This window comes from Micromonospora sp. WMMD710, from assembly GCF_029626045.1.
Lineage (GTDB): Bacteria > Actinomycetota > Actinomycetes > Mycobacteriales > Micromonosporaceae > Micromonospora.
Genome location: NZ_JARUBD010000001.1, coordinates 3,980,792 through 4,000,533 on the forward strand (window position 1 = coordinate 3,980,792; position 19,742 = coordinate 4,000,533).

The 19,742-nt window shown below is 70.9% G+C and carries 16 protein-coding genes; 7 read left to right on the forward strand and 9 right to left on the reverse strand.

The window, feature by feature from the left end; translation table 11 throughout:
- The first annotated feature begins 32 nt into the window (after positions 1-32).
- From O7620_RS18330 to O7620_RS18340, 3 genes are all read left to right on the forward strand, one after another.
- Complete coding sequence (locus O7620_RS18330; RefSeq protein WP_278124017.1) at positions 33-683, forward strand: DUF4433 domain-containing protein; 651 nt, start codon at positions 33-35, stop codon at positions 681-683.
- Entirely contained in the window at positions 680-1,759 is a 1,080-nt protein-coding gene (locus tag O7620_RS18335; protein ID WP_278124018.1) for a macro domain-containing protein, read from the forward strand. Before O7620_RS18330 ends, O7620_RS18335 begins: the two co-directional genes overlap by 4 nt.
- Positions 1,760-1,865: 106 nt before the next feature.
- On the forward strand, positions 1,866-4,949 hold the full coding sequence (locus O7620_RS18340) for a DUF3427 domain-containing protein (protein ID WP_278124019.1): 3,084 nt from the start codon (positions 1,866-1,868) through the stop codon (positions 4,947-4,949).
- Between the two features lie 10 nt (positions 4,950-4,959).
- Here the strand turns inward: O7620_RS18340 and O7620_RS18345 are convergent, their stop codons facing one another.
- The 3 genes from O7620_RS18345 to O7620_RS18355 form a co-directional block, all read right to left on the reverse strand.
- Positions 4,960-5,259 carry a helix-turn-helix transcriptional regulator gene (locus O7620_RS18345; RefSeq protein WP_278124020.1) on the reverse strand — a complete coding sequence of 100 codons (300 nt, stop codon included), beginning with the start codon at positions 5,257-5,259 and terminating at the stop codon, positions 4,960-4,962.
- The gene (locus O7620_RS18350; protein WP_278124021.1) at positions 5,256-5,594 is read right to left on the reverse strand and encodes a type II toxin-antitoxin system RelE/ParE family toxin; all 339 of its coding nucleotides are present in this window, start codon (positions 5,592-5,594) and stop codon (positions 5,256-5,258) included. The genes O7620_RS18345 and O7620_RS18350 overlap by 4 nt, the downstream gene beginning before the upstream one ends.
- A 242-nt stretch (positions 5,595-5,836) precedes the next feature.
- Positions 5,837-6,949, reverse strand: coding sequence for a ricin-type beta-trefoil lectin domain protein (locus O7620_RS18355; RefSeq protein WP_278124022.1), 1,113 nt, complete (start codon positions 6,947-6,949; stop codon positions 5,837-5,839).
- A gap of 277 nt (positions 6,950-7,226) precedes the next feature.
- Here O7620_RS18355 and O7620_RS18360 point away from each other — a divergent pair, with 277 nt between their 5' ends.
- A complete protein-coding gene (locus O7620_RS18360) occupies positions 7,227-7,655 on the forward strand; it encodes a VOC family protein (protein WP_278124023.1) in 429 nt (142 codons plus the stop codon).
- A gap of 18 nt (positions 7,656-7,673) precedes the next feature.
- Here the strand turns inward: O7620_RS18360 and O7620_RS18365 are convergent, their stop codons facing one another.
- From O7620_RS18365 to O7620_RS18375, 3 genes are all read right to left on the reverse strand, one after another.
- Positions 7,674-8,882 carry a hypothetical protein gene (locus O7620_RS18365; protein WP_278124024.1) on the reverse strand — a complete coding sequence of 403 codons (1,209 nt, stop codon included), beginning with the start codon at positions 8,880-8,882 and terminating at the stop codon, positions 7,674-7,676.
- Between the two features lie 188 nt (positions 8,883-9,070).
- On the reverse strand, positions 9,071-9,604 hold the full coding sequence (locus tag O7620_RS18370) for a hypothetical protein (protein WP_278124025.1): 534 nt from the start codon (positions 9,602-9,604) through the stop codon (positions 9,071-9,073).
- 45 nt (positions 9,605-9,649) lie between these two features.
- The gene (locus tag O7620_RS18375; protein WP_278124026.1) at positions 9,650-10,792 is read right to left on the reverse strand and encodes a hypothetical protein; all 1,143 of its coding nucleotides are present in this window, start codon (positions 10,790-10,792) and stop codon (positions 9,650-9,652) included.
- A 244-nt stretch (positions 10,793-11,036) separates the two neighbouring features.
- Here O7620_RS18375 and O7620_RS18380 point away from each other — a divergent pair, with 244 nt between their 5' ends.
- The 3 genes from O7620_RS18380 (at position 11,037) to O7620_RS18390 (ending at position 15,710) form a co-directional block, all read left to right on the forward strand.
- Positions 11,037-12,590: a gluconokinase gene (locus tag O7620_RS18380; RefSeq protein ID WP_278124029.1), complete on the forward strand. Its 1,554-nt coding sequence runs from the start codon at positions 11,037-11,039 to the stop codon at positions 12,588-12,590.
- Positions 12,591-12,642: 52 nt separating this feature from the next.
- Positions 12,643-14,178 (forward strand): SLC13 family permease, encoded by a 1,536-nt coding sequence (locus O7620_RS18385; RefSeq protein ID WP_278124031.1) that lies wholly within the window; start codon positions 12,643-12,645, stop codon positions 14,176-14,178.
- 206 nt (positions 14,179-14,384) lie between these two features.
- Positions 14,385-15,710 carry a serine hydrolase gene (locus O7620_RS18390; protein ID WP_278124033.1) on the forward strand — a complete coding sequence of 442 codons (1,326 nt, stop codon included), beginning with the start codon at positions 14,385-14,387 and terminating at the stop codon, positions 15,708-15,710.
- A gap of 7 nt (positions 15,711-15,717) precedes the next feature.
- On the opposite strand, the gene O7620_RS18395 is transcribed toward O7620_RS18390, so the two are convergent.
- From O7620_RS18395 to O7620_RS18405, 3 genes are all read right to left on the reverse strand, one after another.
- Positions 15,718-16,500: a hypothetical protein gene (locus O7620_RS18395; protein WP_278124034.1), complete on the reverse strand. Its 783-nt coding sequence runs from the start codon at positions 16,498-16,500 to the stop codon at positions 15,718-15,720.
- Between the two features lie 83 nt (positions 16,501-16,583).
- Entirely contained in the window at positions 16,584-17,342 is a 759-nt protein-coding gene (locus O7620_RS18400; protein WP_278124035.1) for a MerR family transcriptional regulator, read from the reverse strand.
- Positions 17,343-17,392: 50 nt separating this feature from the next.
- Positions 17,393-19,648, reverse strand: coding sequence for an EAL domain-containing protein (locus O7620_RS18405; RefSeq protein WP_278124036.1), 2,256 nt, complete (start codon positions 19,646-19,648; stop codon positions 17,393-17,395).
- Positions 19,649-19,742 lie beyond the last annotated feature (94 nt).

Sequence of the window (19,742 nt, forward strand, 5' to 3'; positions counted from 1 at the left end):
ATCCAATCGCGCGGCCGACACCCACCCTGATCATGCATTTCACCCACCTCGACAATCTGTCGAGGATTATCAAGACCGGCCGGTTGCTCGCGGACAGCGGCGTAGGGGCGCAGCTCGCCACGAACGTGGGCTCGGTCGAGATCAAAGCACGACGGCGGGAACGGCCCGTGCCGTGTCCTCCGGGTGGTGTCGTAGCGGATTACGTACCGTTCTACTTCGCTCCGCGCTCGCCCATGATGTTCCGCATAGCCTGCGACCATCGAGCAGGCAAGTCGGGGTGTTATCCAGGAGGAGACGATCCCCTCGTCTACCTGGTGAGCTCCGTGGAGCGGGTGCACGCGGCCGGAGTCGATTGGGTGGCAAGTGACGGGAACTGCGCGGTCGGCTTGACCAGGTTCTCGGCCGAGTTGGCCGAGCTCGACACCCTCGTGGACTGGCCCTTGCTGGGAGCCCAGATCTGGAGGGACGTTCCCGACGACATGGACCGCATGCGCCGGCGAGCTGCCGAGTTCCTGGTCCACCGTGAGTTTCCTGTTGACCTGCTCACCGGTTACGCCGTACGGACGACGGACCGACAGGAACAGGTGAGGCAGGTGTTCCGCGACGCTGGCATGATCGAGCCGTACGTTGCTGTCAGACCGGGCTGGTACTACGGGTACACACGGGGGGAGGTGCGCGAATGATCATCATCAGCCACGGGAACCTACTGACCGCTGAGGCGGACGCGCTGGTCAACACCGTCAACACGGTTGGGGTCATGGGCAAGGGCATCGCTCTACAGTTCAAGCGCGCCTACCCGGCAAACTACGCGGCCTACCGCACGGCATGCCGCGAGAACCAAGTCAACTTGGGGCGAATGTTCGTTTTCGACTCAGCGCGACTCGGTCCGCGCAGATACGTGATCAACTTTCCCACCAAGGGCCATTGGCGGGCCAACTCGAAGCTGGACGACATTCAGGCCGGACTGGCCGATCTCGTCCGCGTGGTTCGCGAGCGAAGGATCACCTCTGTGGCGATGCCCGCTCTGGGCTGCGGCAACGGTGGGCTCAACTGGGACGATGTCCGGCCCCTCATCGAAGGCGCCTTCGCCGAGACCCCCGAGGTGCGGGTCCTGCTATTTCCTCCAGAGGGAGCCCCCGACCCGGCCGACATGCCGGTAGCGACCGAAAGACCACCGCTGACCCCCGGACGCGTAACTCTCATTCAGGCCATCGACCGCTACCTGAGCCGAGCACGACGACTCGAGCCACGCGATGGCGTCACCGTCCTGGAGATTCAGAAGATCGCCTATTTCCTCCAGGTGCTGGGGCAACCGCTGCGTCTGGAGTTCAGCCGCGGCAGATACGGCCCGTACGCCGAGAGCCTCAACCACGTGCTGGACCGTCTCGAAGGGCACTACCTGACGGGCTTCGGTGACCGTTCGGCACGGGTCGAGGAGATGCAGCCCATCGGGCTGACCCCGGGCGCAGCCGACGCCGTTGCCGACTGGTCTCGAGCCCATGGCGCAGCAGCAACCGAAACGTTGGATCAACTGGCCCGGCTTACCGACGGATTCGAGGCACCATACAGCCTGGAACTGCTGGCAACCGTGCATTACGCAGCCGCATCACAGCCTCCCACCGACGACCTGGATGAGCTGACCGAGCGGGTTCGTTCGTGGAGTGGCCGCAAAGCTCGGCTCTTCACAGCCGCGCATATCGAATTGGCCTACGAACGCCTGCAGTCGGTCCGACTGCTGCCTGCATTGCCCGTTGCGTGAGTCGTCACACGGATGAGGCGACCTCGACAAATGCGTGACAACTTTTGCCTATACGACCGCCCGCCACGCCCCACCTGTAGATAGGTCGTGTGATTAGGTTGCTCGAATGACGGATCTTGAGCAGGGCGTGTACGAGCACCTGATCACCCGCGAGGTGGCCGACAGCCTCCAGCACGTTGACCCCGCCCGGATCCAGCGCCACAAGCTCGACCCCGCCGACGCCCACCACACCCTCGCACGCCACATCGCCACCCTGGCAGCGAGAGCTCTGCAAGCCGTCCCCAACGGCGACGACAAGCTGCATCACCAGGTCGAAATGGCGAATCGCATAGCCGAAGCCATCGCCACCCTGAGCCCAAGGGCAGCGACCGAACAAGACCAGGTAACCGACGCCAGGCACCTGCTCCACGCCATCGCCGCCCCACCGACGCCACCCGCACAGCCCAGCTTCCCGGAGCGCCCCAACACCCCCCTCTCCACCGGCGCGCTGCTGGTCAACGGTCGCCACCAGCCCCGCATCGGCCACGAGGTCAACCACGAGATGGCGTCGGCCGAGAGCGTCGATCTGCTCTGCGCGTTCATCAAGTGGTACGGCCTGCGCATCGTCGAGCCGGCCATCCGCGAGCTGATCGCCCGAGGCGGCAAGGTCCGCGTCATCACCACGACCTACCTCGGCGCGACCGATCAGCGAGCGTTAGACCGGCTCGCCGAGCTGGGCGCCGAGATCAAGGTGTCGTACGAGACGAGGACGACAAGGCTGCACGCCAAGGCGTGGCTGTTCCGCCGGGCCAACGGCACTACCACCGCGTACGTCGGATCGTCGAACCTGTCGAAGACCGCGCTGGTGGACGGCGTGGAGTGGAACGTCCGCATCTCGAACATCGAGCAGCCGCACGTCATCGACACGTTCACCGCGACGTTCGAGGACTACTGGAACGATCCGGCGTTCGAGGCGTACGACGCGGCCCGGGACGCCGAGCGGCTGCGGCACGCACTCACCGGGGAGCGCCGAGACCAGGCTCCAACCGAGATTTCGAACCTGGATGTGCGCCCGTACCCGTACCAGGCCGAGATCCTGGCGGATCTGGACGCCGAGCGGCTGGTGCACGGGCGCTGGCGCAACCTCGTGGTGATGGCTACCGGCACCGGCAAGACCGTCGTCGCCGCACTCGACTACCGCCGGCTGAACAAGGCAGGCCGAACAGACTCACTGCTCTTCATCGCTCATCAGGAGCAGATCCTGCGGCAGAGCCTGTCGACGTTTCGGCAGGTGATGGGCGACGGCAGCTTCGGCGAGATGCTCGTCGCAGGCGAGAAGCCGAACGGCTGGAAGAACGTCTTCGCCTCGATCCAATCGCTGCACCGCCGGGAGGTGGACCCGGAGGCGTACGACATGGTGATCGTCGACGAGTTCCACCACGCGGAGGCGCCGACGTACGCCCGGCTGTTGGAGCGGCTGCGTCCCCGCGTACTCCTGGGGCTGACGGCGACCCCCGACCGGGCCGACGGCGGCGACGTGCGCCGGTGGTTCGACGGGCGCGCGGCCGTGGAGCTGCACCTGTGGGACGCGTTGGAGCGGCAGCTGTTGGCGCCCTTTCAGTACTTCGGGCTGCACGACGACGTCGACCTGTCGCACGTCGCGTGGAAGCGCGGCCAGGGCTACGACCTGGCAGAACTCAACGGCCTCTACACCGGCAATCACGCGAGGGCGCGATCGGTGTTGCGCGCAGTCCGCGACAAGGTGGACGTCGGGCGGATGCGGGCGCTCGGGTTCTGCGTGAGCATCGGGCACGCGGAGTTCATGGCCGACTGGTTCCGGCAGCACGGTGTCGAGGCGGCGGCGGTGACCTCGCGGGCCGGCACCGATCGGGCGGGACTGTTGCGGGACTTCAAGGCCGGCAAGCTGCGGGTGCTCTTCACCGTGGACCTGTTCAACGAGGGCGTCGACCTGCCGATGGTCGACACGATCCTGATGCTGCGACCCACCGAGAGCGCAACGATCTTCCTGCAACAGCTCGGCCGTGGCCTACGCCTCGACGACGACAAACCCTGTCTCACGGTGCTCGACTTCATCGGCGGCCAGAACGCCAACTTCCGCTTCGACCTGCGGTGGCGTGCCCTGACCGGAGTCAGTCGGAGGGCGGTCACCGAGGCGGTCCGGGACGACTTCCCGAGCCTGCCGAGCGGTTGCCACGTCGAGTTGGACCGGGTCGCCAAGGAGGTGGTGCTCGCCAACCTGAGGACCGCGCTGCCCACCTCGAAGGCCGGCCTGGTGTCCGAGCTGCGGCAACTCGGCAACGTGAGCCTGGCGATGTTCCTGCGGGAGACCGGCCTGGAGATCGAGGACGTGTACCGGTCGGCCAGCATCGGTGGCTGGACCGGGCTGCGGCGGCTCGCCGGCATCGAGACGTCCACCGCCGGGGAGGATGACCGGGAGCTGGGCCGGGCAATCGGTCGCATGCTGCACACCGACGACATCGACCGGCTGGAACTGCTGACCCGGGTCGCGGCCGGACCGCCCGCGCCAGGTCAGCAGGTGTACGCGGGCAACGGCCGACTGCTGGACATGCTGCACTTCAGCCTCTGGGGGCCGAACGCCCCGCTCGCCACGCGTGACGAGCGGCTGGCACGGCTGTGGAAGGAGCCGGCGCGCTGCACCGAGTTGCGGCAGGTCGCCGAAGTGCTGCGGGACCGCATCCACCGGGTCACGCCGGCTGCCGCCTCGGGTGCCGTGCCGCTGCGGGTGCACGCCCGCTACAGCCGCAACGAGGCGTGCGCCGCCTTCGGGATGACCAACCCGGGGTCACTGCGCGAGGGAGTGAAGTGGCTCCCCGACGCCCAGGCCGACCTGTTCTTCGTCACCCTGGTCAAGTCGGAGGCTCACTACTCCCCCACCACCATGTACGCCGACCGGGCCATCACCGACACGCTGTTCCAGTGGGAGTCACAGAGCACCACCGCCGCGGCATCGGCGACGGGTCAGCGCTACACGTCGGGCGGCTCGGCCGTGCACCTCTTCGTCCGGGAAACCCGGGTCGCCGACCGGGACCTGGGCGCGCCGCCGTACCTCTACGCCGGCACCATGACGTACGAGTCGCACACCGGCGACCGGCCGATGCGCGTTCTCTGGCAGCTCGACCACGCCCTACCCGCCGACGTGTACGCCACCGCTCGCACGATCGCCGCGTAGCTCTGCCCGGTCAGGCGGCGTCCGCGTTCGGCGTGAACCTGACGTCGAGCCTCCTGTCGAGGGCGCGCGCGAGGCGTTCCAGGACCGGCAGAGTCGGCACAGTGCCGCCCGCCTCGAAGCGGGCCACCGCGGACTGGGTCATGCCAGCGGTTCGGGCCAACTGACTCTGGCTCCAGCCATGCCCCTCCCGCAGATGGCGCACCTCTTGACCAAGCTCGAAGGCGATCCGAGTGGCCTCGTAGGTCTCGGCTGCCCCTGGCTCCGCCATCCGGCGCTCACGTAGGTCGTTCCAATCCAGGCGATCAGTCATCGCTCTGCCCCCTCGTTCACGATGTGCCGCTCCGCCATGCACCGCTCGAATGCGCGGCGAGCCCGCTCGACTTCCCGGTCCTCCCGCATCCGCGTCTTCCGGAACACCGTAAGCAGGATGATCCTCCGGTCGGAGGCTATCCAGTACGTCACGCGCACCGCATCGCGCTCTAGATAAAACCGCAGCTCTCGCAACTTGCCGTCGAGTTGTCTGGTGTGCGGCTCTCCGAGCAGCGCACCTCGGCCTGCCAGAAGATCGATGTAGAACGCCGCTCGGGCGAAGTCGGCGGTTGGCAATTCCTCCAGCCAGTCTCGGACCTCTGGTTCCAGCTCCACGCTACCCCAACCCATAGCATCGATGCTATGAGTTGCTCGGTCATCCGAGAACTTCATCCGGACGTGTCGTCGATCGGCTTGGCGCCGGTCTCTCGGTGCGACGCCAGGCGCCGACCTGACGACGGCTGCCCTGAAGTACGTCGGCGAGCCTCGCCGCGCGCCTCGACGCTGGTCGAGGCGCGCGGCGATCGGGCCGAGGCCCGTACGTGGTGGTGGAAGGTGTGTCCGCGCGGTCCCGCAAGCTATCGGCGGCTCCACTGCTGGTTGGTCTGGCCGGTGCAGGTCCAGAGGACGAGCTTCGTGCCGTTGCCGGTGCCCTGGTTGACGGGGTCCAGGCAGAGGCCGGACTGCACGCCGGTGATGGTGCCGTTCGCGTTGACGTTCCACTGCTGGTTCGTCCCGCCGTGGCAGTCGTAGATGGTGACCAGGGTGCCCGGGGAGGTGCCGTAACCGGCGGCGTCGAGACACTTGTTGCCGTAGACGGTCAGCGCCTTGCCGGTCGTGTAGGTCCACTGTTGGTTCGTGCCGCCGTGGCAGTCCCACAGCTGCAGCTGGCTGCCGTTGGTGGTGGAGTACCCGGGGACGTCGACGCACCTGCCGGACAGCGTGCCCACGATGGCGGTGGTCTGTCCGCCGCCGCTGCCCGGGTTGCCGATGCTTCCGGGCACCGACTGCAACGCGCTGTACCAACGGGCGGCCATCTTGTCGTAGCCGCCGGCGGTGGGGTGGACGCCGTCGATCAGGTCGGCGGTGGTGAGAGCGCTGTGCATGTCGACCAGGTGCACCCGCTTGCCGGCGTTCACCTTGCTCTGCACGATGCCGGGTATCGCCGCGTTGAACGTGCGGACGGCCGCCTCCTGGTTGCTGTTGGAGAGCGGGATGAGCTGCGCCACGAACACCTCGGCGGTGGGCGCGGTGTTGATGATCTTGTCGATGAGCGTGGACAGGCGGTTCGGCGCGGTGCTCACGTTGTAGTTCTGCAGGATGTCGTTGGTGCCGATGTGCAGCAGGACGGTCTGCGGCCGCTGGGTGTTCAGCCAGCCGACGATGTTGGCGTCGATCTGGTCGATCCGCCAGCCGGGGTGCCCCTGATGGTCGTGATCGCCCAGGCTGGCCGGCCCGTTGAACTGCGACCCGACGAAGTCCACCGTGTACCGGCCGGCGGCGAGGCGCTGCCACAGCCCGATGCGGTACCCGCCCGGCACCTGGGTGCCCTCGGTGATGGAGTCGCCGAGCGGCATCACCCGTACCCCGCCGTTGGACTCCGCGTTGGCCGGGCCGGCGGGTGTCACCACTCCGGCGACCACGACACCGAGCGCGGCGAGCGTCGCGAGCCATCGTGCCCTCGTTCGCATGGATCTCTCCCCTGGTTGGTCGAGCTGGCCGAGGGCATGGGCCGGCCGGTACGGGCCGCCACGGGCAGTCGACAACCGTCTGGGAGCGGGGCCGGCCGGACCGAGCAGCCGCCGGCTGCCGGGCGTCACCCGGCGTGCGCCGATCGCCAGATCGGCATGGCGTTACTGCCTCAGCACTGGGACGAGTGTGAGCGTTAACAGAGATGATTGTAGATTCGTTGGTATGTTCTGGTCTACCTTCGCGGATCCCCGACTGGCCGCGCGCTAGGTTACGAAGATGGAGCAGCGGATCAGCCTGATCACCCTCGGAGTCACCGACGTGCCGCGCGCCAAAGCGTTCTACGAGCAGCTCGGCTGGCGCGGCCAGGAGGTGGAGGAGACGGTCTTCTTCCAGGCCGGCGGTCTGGCCTTGGTGCTGTGGGGCCGGGACAAGCTGGCCGACGACGCCGGCGTCCGGAATCCGGGTACTGGCGCGATGAGCCTGGCCCAGAACGTCCGTTCGCGGGAGGAGGTCGACGAGGTGATCGCCACCGCGAGCAAGGCGGGTGCCGAGGTGACCCAACCGGCGCGGGAGACGTTCTACGGCGGCTACGCCGGCTACTTCGCCGATCCGGACGGCCACCTGTGGGAGATCGCCTGGAACCCCGGCTTCCAGCTCGGCCCGGACGGCACCCTGACCCTGCCCGACTTCAGCGCCACCACCTGAGGCCGGACAACAAGACGCTCACCGCGCCGCGGACCGGCACAGCAGCGGGAGCTGAAGGGGGTCCAGGCAGACCGTCACCAGCGTGGAGTCCGACGGGGACGGCGTCGGGCTCGCGGCGGGCGCGCTCGGTGTGACCGATGCGCTGGGCGTCGGGAGCGCCGGCGTGGGCGAGGCCGTGGGAGCCGGGCCGGGGGTCGGCACCGGCGGGGGCGACGGTACGACCGCCGGGGTCGGAGCCACCGCCACCGGGCGGGCCGCCTGGACCACCGGCCGGGCGGGCGCACTCGGCGCCGCACGGCCCACCACACCGGCCGGAGGCACCACCGGCACCGGGGCGGCCGGCCCACCCGGAGCGGCCGGCCGGACCGGTGACGCCGGACCGCCAGGCAGAACCGGCCCGATGGGACGGGCCGGCACCTGGACCTGAACGGCTGCCGGCACGTCCGCGACCGGGCTCGCCTGCGCCGAGCGTCCCTGCTGTTCCGCCCCGAAGGCACCCGGCCCCAACGTCGCGATCACCACCGCCGTGACGGCGGCGACGGCGGTCATTCGTCGATCGGGGCGTACCGCGGTCGGCGGCGCCTCGTCAGGCCCCACCATCGGCAGCGGTGTGGGCCGGGCGGCCTGGTGGGCCGACAGCAGCGCGTCGAGGTGGGCGGTGAGGGCGGCGCGGTCCCCGGTGGCGGCGAGCGTGAGGTAGAAGCGGAAGTTCACCACCGCGTTGACCGGGACGAGCAGCCCGGAGAGTCCACCGTGGTCGTGCAGCAGGGTCACCGGCACGTCGGGGTGATGGGCGGCGCCGACCAGGTCCGCGTACCGCCACTCGCGCCGGCACTCGCGGCCGGCGAACGCCACCCGTCGGCTGGTCACGACGGCCAGGCCCGCGTCGACGACCCGCAGGCCCGTTGGCAGCGCTTCGCGCACAACGTCGGCGAAGGCACAGAGACCGCCCGGCGTGGGCAGCCCAGGAATATGCCGCGCCTCGGCCTCGACCAGTTCGGCGACGGGGACGACGCGGAAGACGAGTTCGTCGTCGTCGAGATCCACGGGCAGGCCGGTGCGCGGCTGCGTACACCCGAGGAAGCCGGCGGCTTCGATCCGCAGCCTGACCAGGTGGTCGTTTCGGCGCCGCCAGGAGTCGGTGGCGTCGCGGTACGCGCGCCGACGCCGGTCGTTCTCGCGTTCGGCCCAGGCGGTCCGCCACGGTGAAGATGCCAGTGAGGTCACGGTCACACGCGGTACAACCGCTCACGTACGTGACAGGGAACGCGGACGCGATCGATGCTCCCCTTTGGTCCCGAAAGGAGAGAATTACAGGCAACGACCGGCAGCGGCGGAGCTGGCCACGCTGGGCTCGGCTCCACCGCCGCGCATCACCCGCGGAGCGAGGTGAAGAACTGCCTCAGCTCACACGGTCACCCGGCGCGCCGGCGGTGCGGTAGCGGGTCGCGGGCGGGAAACCGCGACCGGGTTCGCGGCGGGTACGCCTCGCAGTGCTCCGCCCACTGCTCGGCGGCGACGGCGAGGGCGTCCGCGGAGACGGTGAGGACCAGCGGGTAGACGGCGGTGACCGGGCGGCGCATCCACGGCGGCAGCGACTCGGCGGAGAACTCGACGGTCAGCTCCAGCCGTCGACGGCGGATCATCCGGGTGCGCAGGACCAGGTTGGGTTCGGTGAAGCGGACCGTCGCGGGTGGCGAGTCGGACCCGAGCGCCGCGGATGCCTGCCCGTGCAGCCATCCGCCGAGCGCGCGGGCCTCCTCGACGAGGAGGCTCGGGTAGTGGTGCGACCAGGTCTGACCGTCCGCGGTGCGGGCGTCGACCTCAATGAGCAGCCAGTCGCGCCAGCCGGGCGCGGCCACGTCGGGGTCGTCGGGCGGGTCGATGCCGGGCTGGTAGCCGATCGGGCGGATCCGTACCCGCGCGCCGTCGTCAGACCGGATCTCCATTCGATCATTGTCGCCGACCGAAGGGGACGTTCGTCCCCAAATCGGTCACTTCGCGATGGTACGACGTACTCCCCGGTGGTCGGCGCAGGCGTTGGCCCGGCCGCCGGTCAGGCTGACCGAGCCGTCCCGGCACTGCACGAGGTACCCGCGACCGGCCCAGAAGCCGGGCACGCAGTCGAACCAGTCGCAGACCTCGGCAGCGGGCTGACGGATGCGGGTGCCGGCGCAGAAGTCGTACCCCAGGGGGTTGTCCGGGGCGCCGCAGCGCGCGTCGCGGCTCGTGCTCGGCGACGGGCGGGGCGACTTCGTCGGCTTCGGCGTCGTGCCCTGCCGGGGAGCCGCCGGGCGGATCAGCGCGGGGGCAACGCTGGGCGTGAGCGCCGGGGTGGCGGCGGCGGCGACCTCGGCGCCTCCGGTCGGGTCGGACGGGTCCGACTCGATCAGCGCCGCCGGCACCAGCAACGCGACGGCCGCGGCCACCGCGACGGTCCGCCGCCCACCGGGCACGAACGCCGTCAGCCGGGCCTGCGCCGGTGTGGCCACGGCCGGCCGGAACGGCTTGAGCTGGGCATGTTCGGCGATCAGCTCGTCGAGCTGCGCGAGCACCGCGGCGCGTTGCTCGATCGCGTCGGCGAACGCCAACGTCAGCTTGAACCGGAAATCCGGTGCCGCGTCGGTGGGCAGCAGCAGGCCGGAGGTACGCCGCCGGTCCAGCACCTGGATCAGGGTGACCGGGGCCGCCGGGTCGTGGGCCAGGCCGGTCATCCTGCCGTACGCCCAGTCGCGCCGGCCGCGTCCGCCGAGCAGCACGAGCCGGCGGCTGGTGATGACCGCCATGCCGGCGTCGGTGACGCGTACGCCGTCCGGGCGGCGCGGGCGCAGCGGCCCGGACGGCGGGGCGACCGTGAGGTCCGGGGCGGGCAGCACGGTGGTGTGCCGTACCTCGACGAGCTGCGCGGCGGGCAGCGCCCAGAGCACCACCTCGTCGGCACTCAGCTCCAGGGGCAGGCCCTCGCCGGCCGCGGCGGAGCCCGCGAAGTCGGCGGCGAGGGCGCGCAACCGGCGTAACTCGTCGTCGCGTCGCCGCCAGGCCGCCTCGGCGCCGCGGTACGTGCTGACCCGCCGCACGTTCTGCCGGTGCGCCCACCGGTACCGCCATGTGGAACCCGTCGAATCAGTCTTTGCCACGCCGACTCCTTCGCCGCGTAGGCCACCAATCTGGGTTGTCACAGTGTTAACAGGCGCGGCGTGGTGCCCGGAAACGCCAGGTACGGACGAATTACCCGATCGGCGGAGCAACCCGCACTATAGGGCGATACTGCTGCGTCGATTCACGTTTCGCTCTGTCGTGCGCGGCGGTCGCCGGCTCGGTAACGTCAGCCGCAGCCGGGTGGCGATGCCGCCGCACCGCCGTACGGAGGGGGTGAGCGTCATGTCGCAGGGCACCCGGCCGGCCGTGGTCGTCGGCGTGGACATCGGCACCACCAGCACCAAGGCCGTCGCGTACGACACCGAGGGGCGGCAGCTCGCCAGCCACTCGGTCGGCTATCCCCTCAACGACCCGCAACCCGGGTACGCCGAGCAGGACCCGCAGCTCATCCTCGAGGCGGTGCTCAAGTCGATCAGCATGGTCGTCGCGGAGCTGGTCGATCCGGTGGCCGGGCTGTCGTTCAGCTCCGCCATGCACAGCCTCATCGGGCTGGACGCGGACGGCAACCCACTCACGCCGTCGGTCACCTGGGCCGACTCCCGGTCGACCCGGCAGGCCGAGCGGCTGCGGGCGGTGCCGTCCGGCCTGGCGCTGCACCGCCGTACCGGCACGCCGATCCACCCGATGTCGCCACTGCCCAAGCTGCTGTGGTTCGCCGAGCAGGAGCCGAAGCTCTTCGAGAGCGTCGCCCACTGGGTCGGCATCAAGGACTGGGTGCTGCTGCGGCTCTGCGAGGCACTGGTCGTCGACCACTCGATCGCCTCGGCCACCGGCCTGATGGACATCCACCGGCTGGAGTGGGACAGCGAGGCGCTCCGCATCGCCGGCATCACCGAGGAGCAGCTCCCCCAGCTGGTCGCCACCACCGCCGTCCTGCCCGGGCTCACCGCGCAGGCCGCAGCCACGACCGGCCTGCCGCAGCGCACCCCGGTGGTCGTCGGCGCCGGCGACGGGCCACTGGCGAACCTGGGCCTCGGCGCGGTGCACCCCGGCATGGTGGCCTGCTCGATCGGCACCAGCGGCGCGATGCGGGTGATGGTCGAGCAGCCCGGCGTGGACCCGCTGGGCGGGGTGTTCTGCTACGCGTTGACCAAGGACCGCTGGGCGGTCGGCGGTGCCATCAACAACGGCGGCATCGTGCTCAAGTGGGCCGGCGAGGCGCTCGCCCCGGACCTGGGCGAGCACGCCGAGGAGGAGTTGGTCGCCATCGCCGCCCGTGCCCCGGCCGGCTCGGGCGGGCTCATCATGCTGCCCTACCTGCACAGCGAGCGGGCGCCACACTGGAGCGCCCTGCCGCGCGGCGCGTACGTCGGGTTGACCCACGGGCACCGCCGCGAGCACCTGGTGCGGGCCGCGCTGGAGGGGGTCTGCCAGCAGCTCGCGCTGGTGCTCAGCTCGGTACGCGCGGCCGGCAACGAGGTCCGTGAGATCCGCGCCGGTGGGGGCTTCGCCCGCAGCGGCCTGTGGCGGCAGATGCTCTCCGACGTGCTCGGCCTGCCGGTGAGCTTCCCGGCCGCGCACGAGGGGTCGAGCTTCGGCGCGGCGCTGCTCGGCATGCAGGCGCTGGGCCTGATCGCGAGCATCGACGTCGCCGCCGACCTGGTGCGGATCGAGGAGACGGTCCGGCCCGACCCGGCCGCGTCCGCCACGTACGCGGCGCTGCTGCCGCTCTTCGCTGAGCTGTACGACGCGCTGGTGCCCACGTTCACCTCGATGCGCCGGATGGCACCCGGCCTGCCCGCGGAGCCGGAGCCCTCAGCAGGACCCCCGATGTGACCCTTCGGCCGGCCCGACAAGGGTCGACCCCGTCCCGAAGGTCGTGATCCCCGTGCCGCCACCCGCCGCTCTCACCCGCACCGAACCGTTGACCATCCTCGCCGCCCCGGCCGAACCGGTGACCAGCGCCGGCGACGCCCAACTCGTCATCGCCGCCCTGCTCGGCATCGCCGCCGTGGTGCTGCTGATCGCCTGGGCGAAGGTGCACCCGTTCCTGTCGCTGATCCTCGGCGCGGCGGTGCTCGGCGTGGTCGCCAGCGTCGCCCCGGACAAGATGATCACCTCGTTCACCGCCGGTGTGGGCTCCACGGTCGGCGGCGTGGGGTTGCTGATCGCCCTCGGCGCGATGATCGGCGGCCTGCTCGCCGAGTCCGGCGGCGCGGACGGCATCGTGGGCCGGATCGTCGGCCGGGTCTCCGGCCGAGCGTTGCCCTGGGCGATGGCCGGGGTGGCCGCGCTCATCGGCCTGCCGCTCTTCTTCGAGGTCGGCGTGGTGCTGCTGGTGCCGATCGTGCTGCTCGTGTCGATGCGCACCGACGTACCGCTCACGAAGATCGGCATCCCGGCGCTGGCCGGCCTGTCGGTGCTGCACGGTCTCGTGCCGCCGCACCCCGGCCCGCTGGTGGCGATCTCCTCGCTCAACGCCGACCTGGGGCTGACGCTCGGGCTGGGCCTGCTCGTGGCGATCCCCACGGTGATCATCTCGGGGCCGGTGTTCGGCAGCATCATCGCCCGGTACGTGCCGGCGACCGCGCCCGCCGCGCTGCTGCCGACCCGGCGCGACGTCGACCGGACGGCGGGCTCGGGCGCCGAACAGCGCGATGTGGACGGTGACCTGCTCACCGACGACGACCTGGTCAACCCGGGTGGCGGCCGACCGGGTGCGCCGGTGGACGACAGCGGCACCGAGACCGCCCGGCGGACCCCGGCGTTCTGGCCGGCGGTGATCACCGTGCTGCTGCCGGTGGTGCTGATGCTGCTGCGCGCGATCGGCGAGCTGACCCTGGACGAGGGCACCACCGGTCGTCAGACGCTCGACATCATCGGTACGCCGATCGTGGCGCTGCTCGCCGGGGTGATCCTGGCGATGTTCACCCTCGGCTACCAGGCCGGGTTTAACCGGTCCCAGGTCTCCTCGGTGATCGGTGGTTCGCTGCCGCCGATCGCCGGCATCCTGCTCATCGTCGCGGCCGGCGGTGGGTTCAAGCAGGTGCTGGTGGACGCCGGGGTGGGCACCCTCGTCGCCGACGCGGCGAAGGACGCGAACCTCTCCCCGCTGCTGCTGGGCTGGCTCGTCGCGGTCGGCATCCGCGTCGCCACCGGCTCGGCGACCGTCGCCACCATCACCGCGGCCGGCATCGTGGCACCGCTCGCGGCGACGATGGACCGGCCGGCGGTGGCCCTGCTGGCCCTGGCGATCGGTTGCGGGTCGCTGTTCTTCTCCCACGTCAACGACGCCGGCTTCTGGCTGGTCAAGGAGTACTTCGGACTGACCGTCGGGCAGACCATCAAGAGCTGGTCGGTGATGGAGACGATCATCTCGGTGGTCGGCTTCCTGGGCGTTCTCCTGCTCGACCTGCTGCTGTAGCGGACCGGATCAGGCCGCCTCGAGGCCGGAGATCAGGTAATGATCAACACGGGCTTCCCTCGGGTCGGGGGGACGCTGATGCGCGTGATGCCACAGAGTCATATTTATACCCCTGAGTCATCACACCGATGGGGACATCGCCGCCCGGACGGGTGACGGCGTTCCCGGCGGCCTCAGCGACCCCTCGCGCTTCTTATCGTGCAAACGTGAGTAAAAGCGACAAACATCCCCGCGTACCCCTGAAATGGCTGACGGCGGCGGTCGCGCTCGCGGTCGTCGCGACGACCGGGCCGGCCACCGCGGACGGCCCGGGGGCCGCCGCGGAGCCGGACCACCCGAGCACACCGGGGTACGCGGCCGAGGGGCAGAGCCACGAGCCCGGCCTGGAGCCGACGCCGGAGCGGGCACCCACCAGCGAGGTGTCCTGGCTGTCGTTCCCCGGCGGCGCATTCGCCGTGGACCCGCTCGGGCACACCGTGCGCTACCGGGCGTGCGACGGGGACACCGGCCGGGTCGCCGACCCGGACCTGCGGGTCGCCGCTGGAGTGGCCAGCGGCGAGGTGACCGTCGAGGGCCGCAGCTTCCGTTACCGGGTGCCGCTCGTCGGGCGTACGCAGGGCACGGTCGTGGTGTCCGGGCCGCAGGCACAGCCGGTGGAGCTGACCGGCGTGGTGGTCACCAGCCCGCAGCCGCCCACCGACCCGGTCGCCGGAGCCCGGCTGCTCCCGCTCAGCGGGCAGCTCGCCCGGGTCGTCGCCGACGCCAGCCTCAACCCGGCCGGTGCCACCGTCCGCGACCTGTCCGGCCGGTACGGCGACCAGCAGATCGCGGTCAACGGCGCACTGCGCCCCAAGGCCGCCAGCGTGATCAAACTGTGGATCCTGGTCGAGCTGCTCCGCCGTGTCGACTGTGGACAGGTCTCGCTCGACGAGGGTGTGCTGGTCACACCGGCCGACGTGGTCGGCGGCACCGGCCAGCTCCAGTTCGAAACGTTTCCGCAGGTGGTGACCCTGCACCGGCTCGCGCAATACCTGATCAAGTACAGCGACAACATCGCCGCGAACGTGCTCATCACCTACCTGGGCGGATTCGCCCCGGTCAACGCGCTGATCGACTCGATGAACCAGCGGTCCACCATCCTGGCCCGGCGGATGCTCGACAGCGCGGCCGCCCAGCGCGGCGAGGAGAACTACACCAGTCCGGACGACGTGGTGTCCCTGCTCGGCGCGGTCTGGGACGGCGAGATCCTCACTCCCGCCTCCCGCGACCTGATGATCGGCTTCATGCGCGAGCAGACCCTGAACACCAAAATTCCGGCGGCACTGCCACCCGGGGTGCCGGTCGCGCACAAGACCGGCGACCTGCCCGACGCCTCCCACGACGTCGGCTACTACCTGATCCCCGGCACCGAGACCGCCGTCGCGTTCCTCACTGCCGGGCCGATGGCCACCGGCGACGAAACCGTCCGCCGGATGGCCCGCACCGTCTACGACTTCCTGGTCACCCCCGCCGACGGCGCGGTCGAAGAGTGAGCCGGCGTCAGGCGCCCGGGATGTTCGCCGGCGGGTCCTCGCCGATGAGGTCCGCGGCCGGCGGGTCGGCCGTCACCGACAGCCCGAAATCCGAGTACATCAGGTCGAGCTGGGCCGTCTGCGACTGCTCGCTGGCCAACTCGATGCGGTAGCGGACCAACCGCCCCTGCTCGTCGACGGACGCGGTGAACGGCACCGCGCCGGCCCGGTCACCCAGCACGGTGCCGACGCCACTGCCCAGCACCTCGCCGCTGCCCCGCAGGTCCAGGGTGCCGGCGTACTCCCGTACCCCGGTCTGCCGGACCCCCGCGGGCGCGGCCAGCGTGCCGGCCAACCGGGTGTTGTCCAGACCCTGCTTCGCGGCCGGCGCACCCGGCGCGCCCACGTGCCACCAGGTCTTGCCGTCCCAGACCGGGACACGGCGGTCCGGCGCGGTGACCCGCACGTAGACGTCCGGCCCGGTGGTCAACCGCTCGATCTTCACCGCGCCGTTGGGCACCTTCAGCGACGTGGTCTCCAGACCACGCTTCGCCTTCGGATCCCAGAGCACCACCGTGCTGTCACCCCCGTCGGCCGTCCCGCCGGTGCCCACCGTCAACTTGTACGGCTGCTCGTCGGCCTTCGCGGCGGCCGCCTTCAGCACAGCGACCGGATCGCTGGGCAGCGGTGGGGCGTCGGCCGCCGGACGACCCGCGTCCGGCTCGTCGCCGGCGGCGACCAGTGCCCACACCCCACCGCCGACCACCACGGCGAGCACGGCGACAGCGGCGATCAGCTTCGGCTTCTGCACGGTCATCTCCCCGGGGGCGGGTGCGGTCCGGCCAGACTAGCCGGACCGCCCGCACTGCTGTTCCGGGTCGGCCTCCCGGCCGATCAGGCGCGGCTGATCGCGTTGGCGTGGATCGCCTCGTTCAGGTACGCCGCCAGGCCCGGCGCGAGGTTCTCGTAGTACGCGGTGAACCGCTCATCGGCCAGGTACATGTCGGCCAGGCCGGTGTGCATCTCGTACGAGCACTCGTAGAACCAGCGGCTGATGCTCTGCCGGTGCTCCTCGGCCAGGTCCATCGCCTCCGGGCCGTCCGCCGGCGCACCCGAGGCCAGCGCGGCGACGATCCGCCGGCCCCAGTCCTCGGTCTCCGCCTTGATCCGCAGCCAGTCCTCCTTGCCGTAACGGGACGCCCGCCGGTTCGACTCCCGGTACGCGTCGGTATCACCCCACCGCTGCTCCGCCTCGGCCTCGTGCTCCTCCGGCGTGAAGTCGCCGAAGACCTCGAACCGCTCCTCGGGCGTGAGTTGGATGTTCAACTTGCTCGCCTCCATCGCGAACTCGATCGCCGTGACCATCTCCTGCAACCGTTTGATCCGGACCGTCAGCAGCTCGTGCTGACGGCGCAGGTGCGCGGCCGGATCGGCCGCCGGGTCGGCGACGATCGCGGCGATCTCCTCAAGCGGGAAACCCAGCTCCCGGTAGTACAGGACGAGTTGCAGCCGTTGCAGGTCCGCGTCGTCGTAGCGGCGGTAACCGGCCGAGGTGCGCCCGCTGGGCGAGAGCAGGCCGATCTCGTCGTAGTGGTGCAACGTCCGCACCGTCACGCCGGCGACCCGCGCCACCTGACCCACCGTGTACGCCATGGTTCCCCTCCCTTCCGGGAACCACGCTCCCGCCTGCCGCTACGTCAGGGTCAAGCCCGATTCTGACCCACCGTGGCGGCGCCGTCCGGTCGCCCGTACAGATAGCCCTGACCTCGGGGGCAGCCGATCGCGGTGACCGCCTCGTGCTGGCGTTCGGTCTCCACCCCCTCGGCGACCACCGCCAGATCGAACGCCCCGGCCAGCCGGGTGACCATCTCCACCGTGGCGTACGCCCGGTCGTCGGTCCCGAGCCGGGCCACGAACGACCGGTCGATCTTCAGCTCGGTGGCCGGGATGCGGTGCAGGTAGCTCAGCGACGAGTAGCCGGTGCCGAAGTCGTCGATGGCGATCGCGATGCCCAGCTCCCGGAGCTGGTGCAGCCGCTCCAGCACCGCGTCGGTGCCCTCGATCAGCGCCGACTCGGTCAACTCCAGGGTCAGGGCGCGCGGTGCCAACCCGGCGCCGGCGGTGGCCTCGGTGACCGTGGCGATGAGGTCCGGCCGGCGCAGGTGCGCGGCCGCGATGTTCACCGCCACGGTCGCCTCCGGTGCCCGCACCCGCCAGGTCGCCGCCGCCCGGCACGCCTCATGGATCACCCAACGGTCGATCGGCAGGATCAGCCCGGTCTCCTCGGCCAGCGGCAGGAACCTCGCCGGCGGCAGCATGCCGAGCCGGGGATGCCGCCACCGCACCAGGGCCTCCGCACTGCGGACCACGCCGGTGGTCAGGTCGACGATGGGTTGGAACTCCAGGTGCAGCTGCTCCTCGTCGACGGCCCGGCGCAGGTCGGCGATCAACTCGGCGCGGGACACGGCCGACTCGCGCAGTGCGGGCGTGCACGTCCGGTACGCGGACTTCCCGGCGGCCTTCGCCGCGTACATGGCGATGTCGGCGTCGCGTAGCAGGTCGGTGTGCGAGGTGTGCTGCGGGCCGTACTCGGCGATGCCGATGCTCGCCGACGGATGCACGCCGACGTCGTCGTCGCCGTCGGAGGGGCGCAGGGCGTCCAGCAGCCGCTCGGCGAGCCGCTCCGGCGACACCGGCCGGTCACCGTCGACCAGCACCGCGAACTCGTCCCCGCCCAGACGGGCGATCATGCCGTCGTCGTCCACGGCGGCCCGCATCCGCGCCGCCAGGCCGGTCAACAGGGTGTCGCCGGTGGCGTGCCCGAACCGGTCGTTGACCTGCTTGAACCCGTCCAGGTCGAGCAGCAGCACGGCCACCGGTCGGCCATCGCGCAGGGCCAGCCGCAGCAGCCGGTTGAACAACAGCCGGTTGGGCAGCCCGGTGAGCTGATCGCCGTACGCGAGCCGACGCAGCCGGACCACCAGGCGCAGGTTCTCGTTGGACGCCAGCCCCTGGCGCAGGGCGAGGGTGGCGAGCAACGCCATCATCGTGACGAACACCAGCTGCGGGGTCTGCCCGGTGGGCCGCCGGGCCAGCAGCACCGCGATGATCGCCCCACCCACCGGCAGGTACGGCAGGGCGACCCGCCACCAGGGCGGCAACGGCGACTCGACGGTGTCGTCGGTGCCGTCGCAGTCCGGCGGCGGCGGGTACCGGGTGGCCAGCCCGATCAGCAGGTAACTCAACGGCCAGCACAGGTCGATCGGATGCCCGGCGGCATAGTCGCCGCGCGCCACCAGCGAGACGTAGACGACGTCGGCGACCACCCGGATGGTGAGGCTCGCGGCGAGCATGCCCATGGGCCGCCACATCGGCCGCGCCGGGCCGGAGACCGCCACCAGGATGGTGAGCTGCATCAGGTCGAACATCGGGTAGAGCAACCCCAACGTGCGCGCCGGGTCGGCCAGCTCGGCGGCGGCCACCCCCTGGAACACCAGCACCCAGCCGACCGGCACCAGGGCCAGCGCGACGATCACCCCGTCCAGCAGCGTCCGGGCCCGCCCGACCCCGCTCCGTGGCGCGGAGTGTGAGCTGAGCAGCGCGGCCGTGCCGGTGAGGATGCCGGCGGTGAAGACCACACCGACCAGCGGGGTGTGCGGCAGGTCACCGCCGACGAGCCGTTGCACGGTCCAGATCGCCCGGCCACACGCGGCGAGGGCCATGGTGACGGCGAGCAGCGTCCAGAACCGGCGCAGCGGAGCCGGATGGCGACGGGCCACCCCGGCACAGGCGACGGTCGCCCAGCCGGCCACCAGCGGCGCGCCGACGTCACTGACCAGCGCGGCGCCGGGCAGGGCGGCGACCAGCCAGCCCGCCTCCAGGACGAGGACCGTGGCGGCGAGAATCGGGCCGGCGGGATGGAGCTGCCCCGCGGCCTGCTTCACGTCCTGTCGCGACACGGTCGCTCCGGCTCTTCGTCGTGTGTGCACAGTCGGGCGGACCGCTCCACGGCAAACCCCGAAAGCCTAGCTACCGCCCGGTTACGCCGCCAGG

Bases quoted from the DNA above. Each gene is read 5' to 3' on its own strand.
- O7620_RS18340 (WP_278124019.1), top strand. From the start codon at position 1,866: ATGACGGATCTTGAGCAGGGCGTGTACGAGCACCTGATCACCCGCGAG.
- O7620_RS18360 (WP_278124023.1), top strand. From the start codon at position 7,227: ATGGAGCAGCGGATCAGCCTGATCACCCTCGGAGTCACCGACGTGCCG.
- O7620_RS18345 (WP_278124020.1), bottom strand. From the start codon at position 5,259: ATGACTGATCGCCTGGATTGGAACGACCTACGTGAGCGCCGGATGGCG.
- O7620_RS18330 (WP_278124017.1), top strand. From the start codon at position 33: ATGCATTTCACCCACCTCGACAATCTGTCGAGGATTATCAAGACCGGC.
- O7620_RS18400 (WP_278124035.1), bottom strand. From the start codon at position 17,342: ATGGCGTACACGGTGGGTCAGGTGGCGCGGGTCGCCGGCGTGACGGTG.
- O7620_RS18335 (WP_278124018.1), top strand. From the start codon at position 680: ATGATCATCATCAGCCACGGGAACCTACTGACCGCTGAGGCGGACGCG.
- O7620_RS18380 (WP_278124029.1), top strand. From the start codon at position 11,037: ATGTCGCAGGGCACCCGGCCGGCCGTGGTCGTCGGCGTGGACATCGGC.
- O7620_RS18355 (WP_278124022.1), bottom strand. From the start codon at position 6,949: ATGCGAACGAGGGCACGATGGCTCGCGACGCTCGCCGCGCTCGGTGTC.
- O7620_RS18370 (WP_278124025.1), bottom strand. From the start codon at position 9,604: ATGGAGATCCGGTCTGACGACGGCGCGCGGGTACGGATCCGCCCGATC.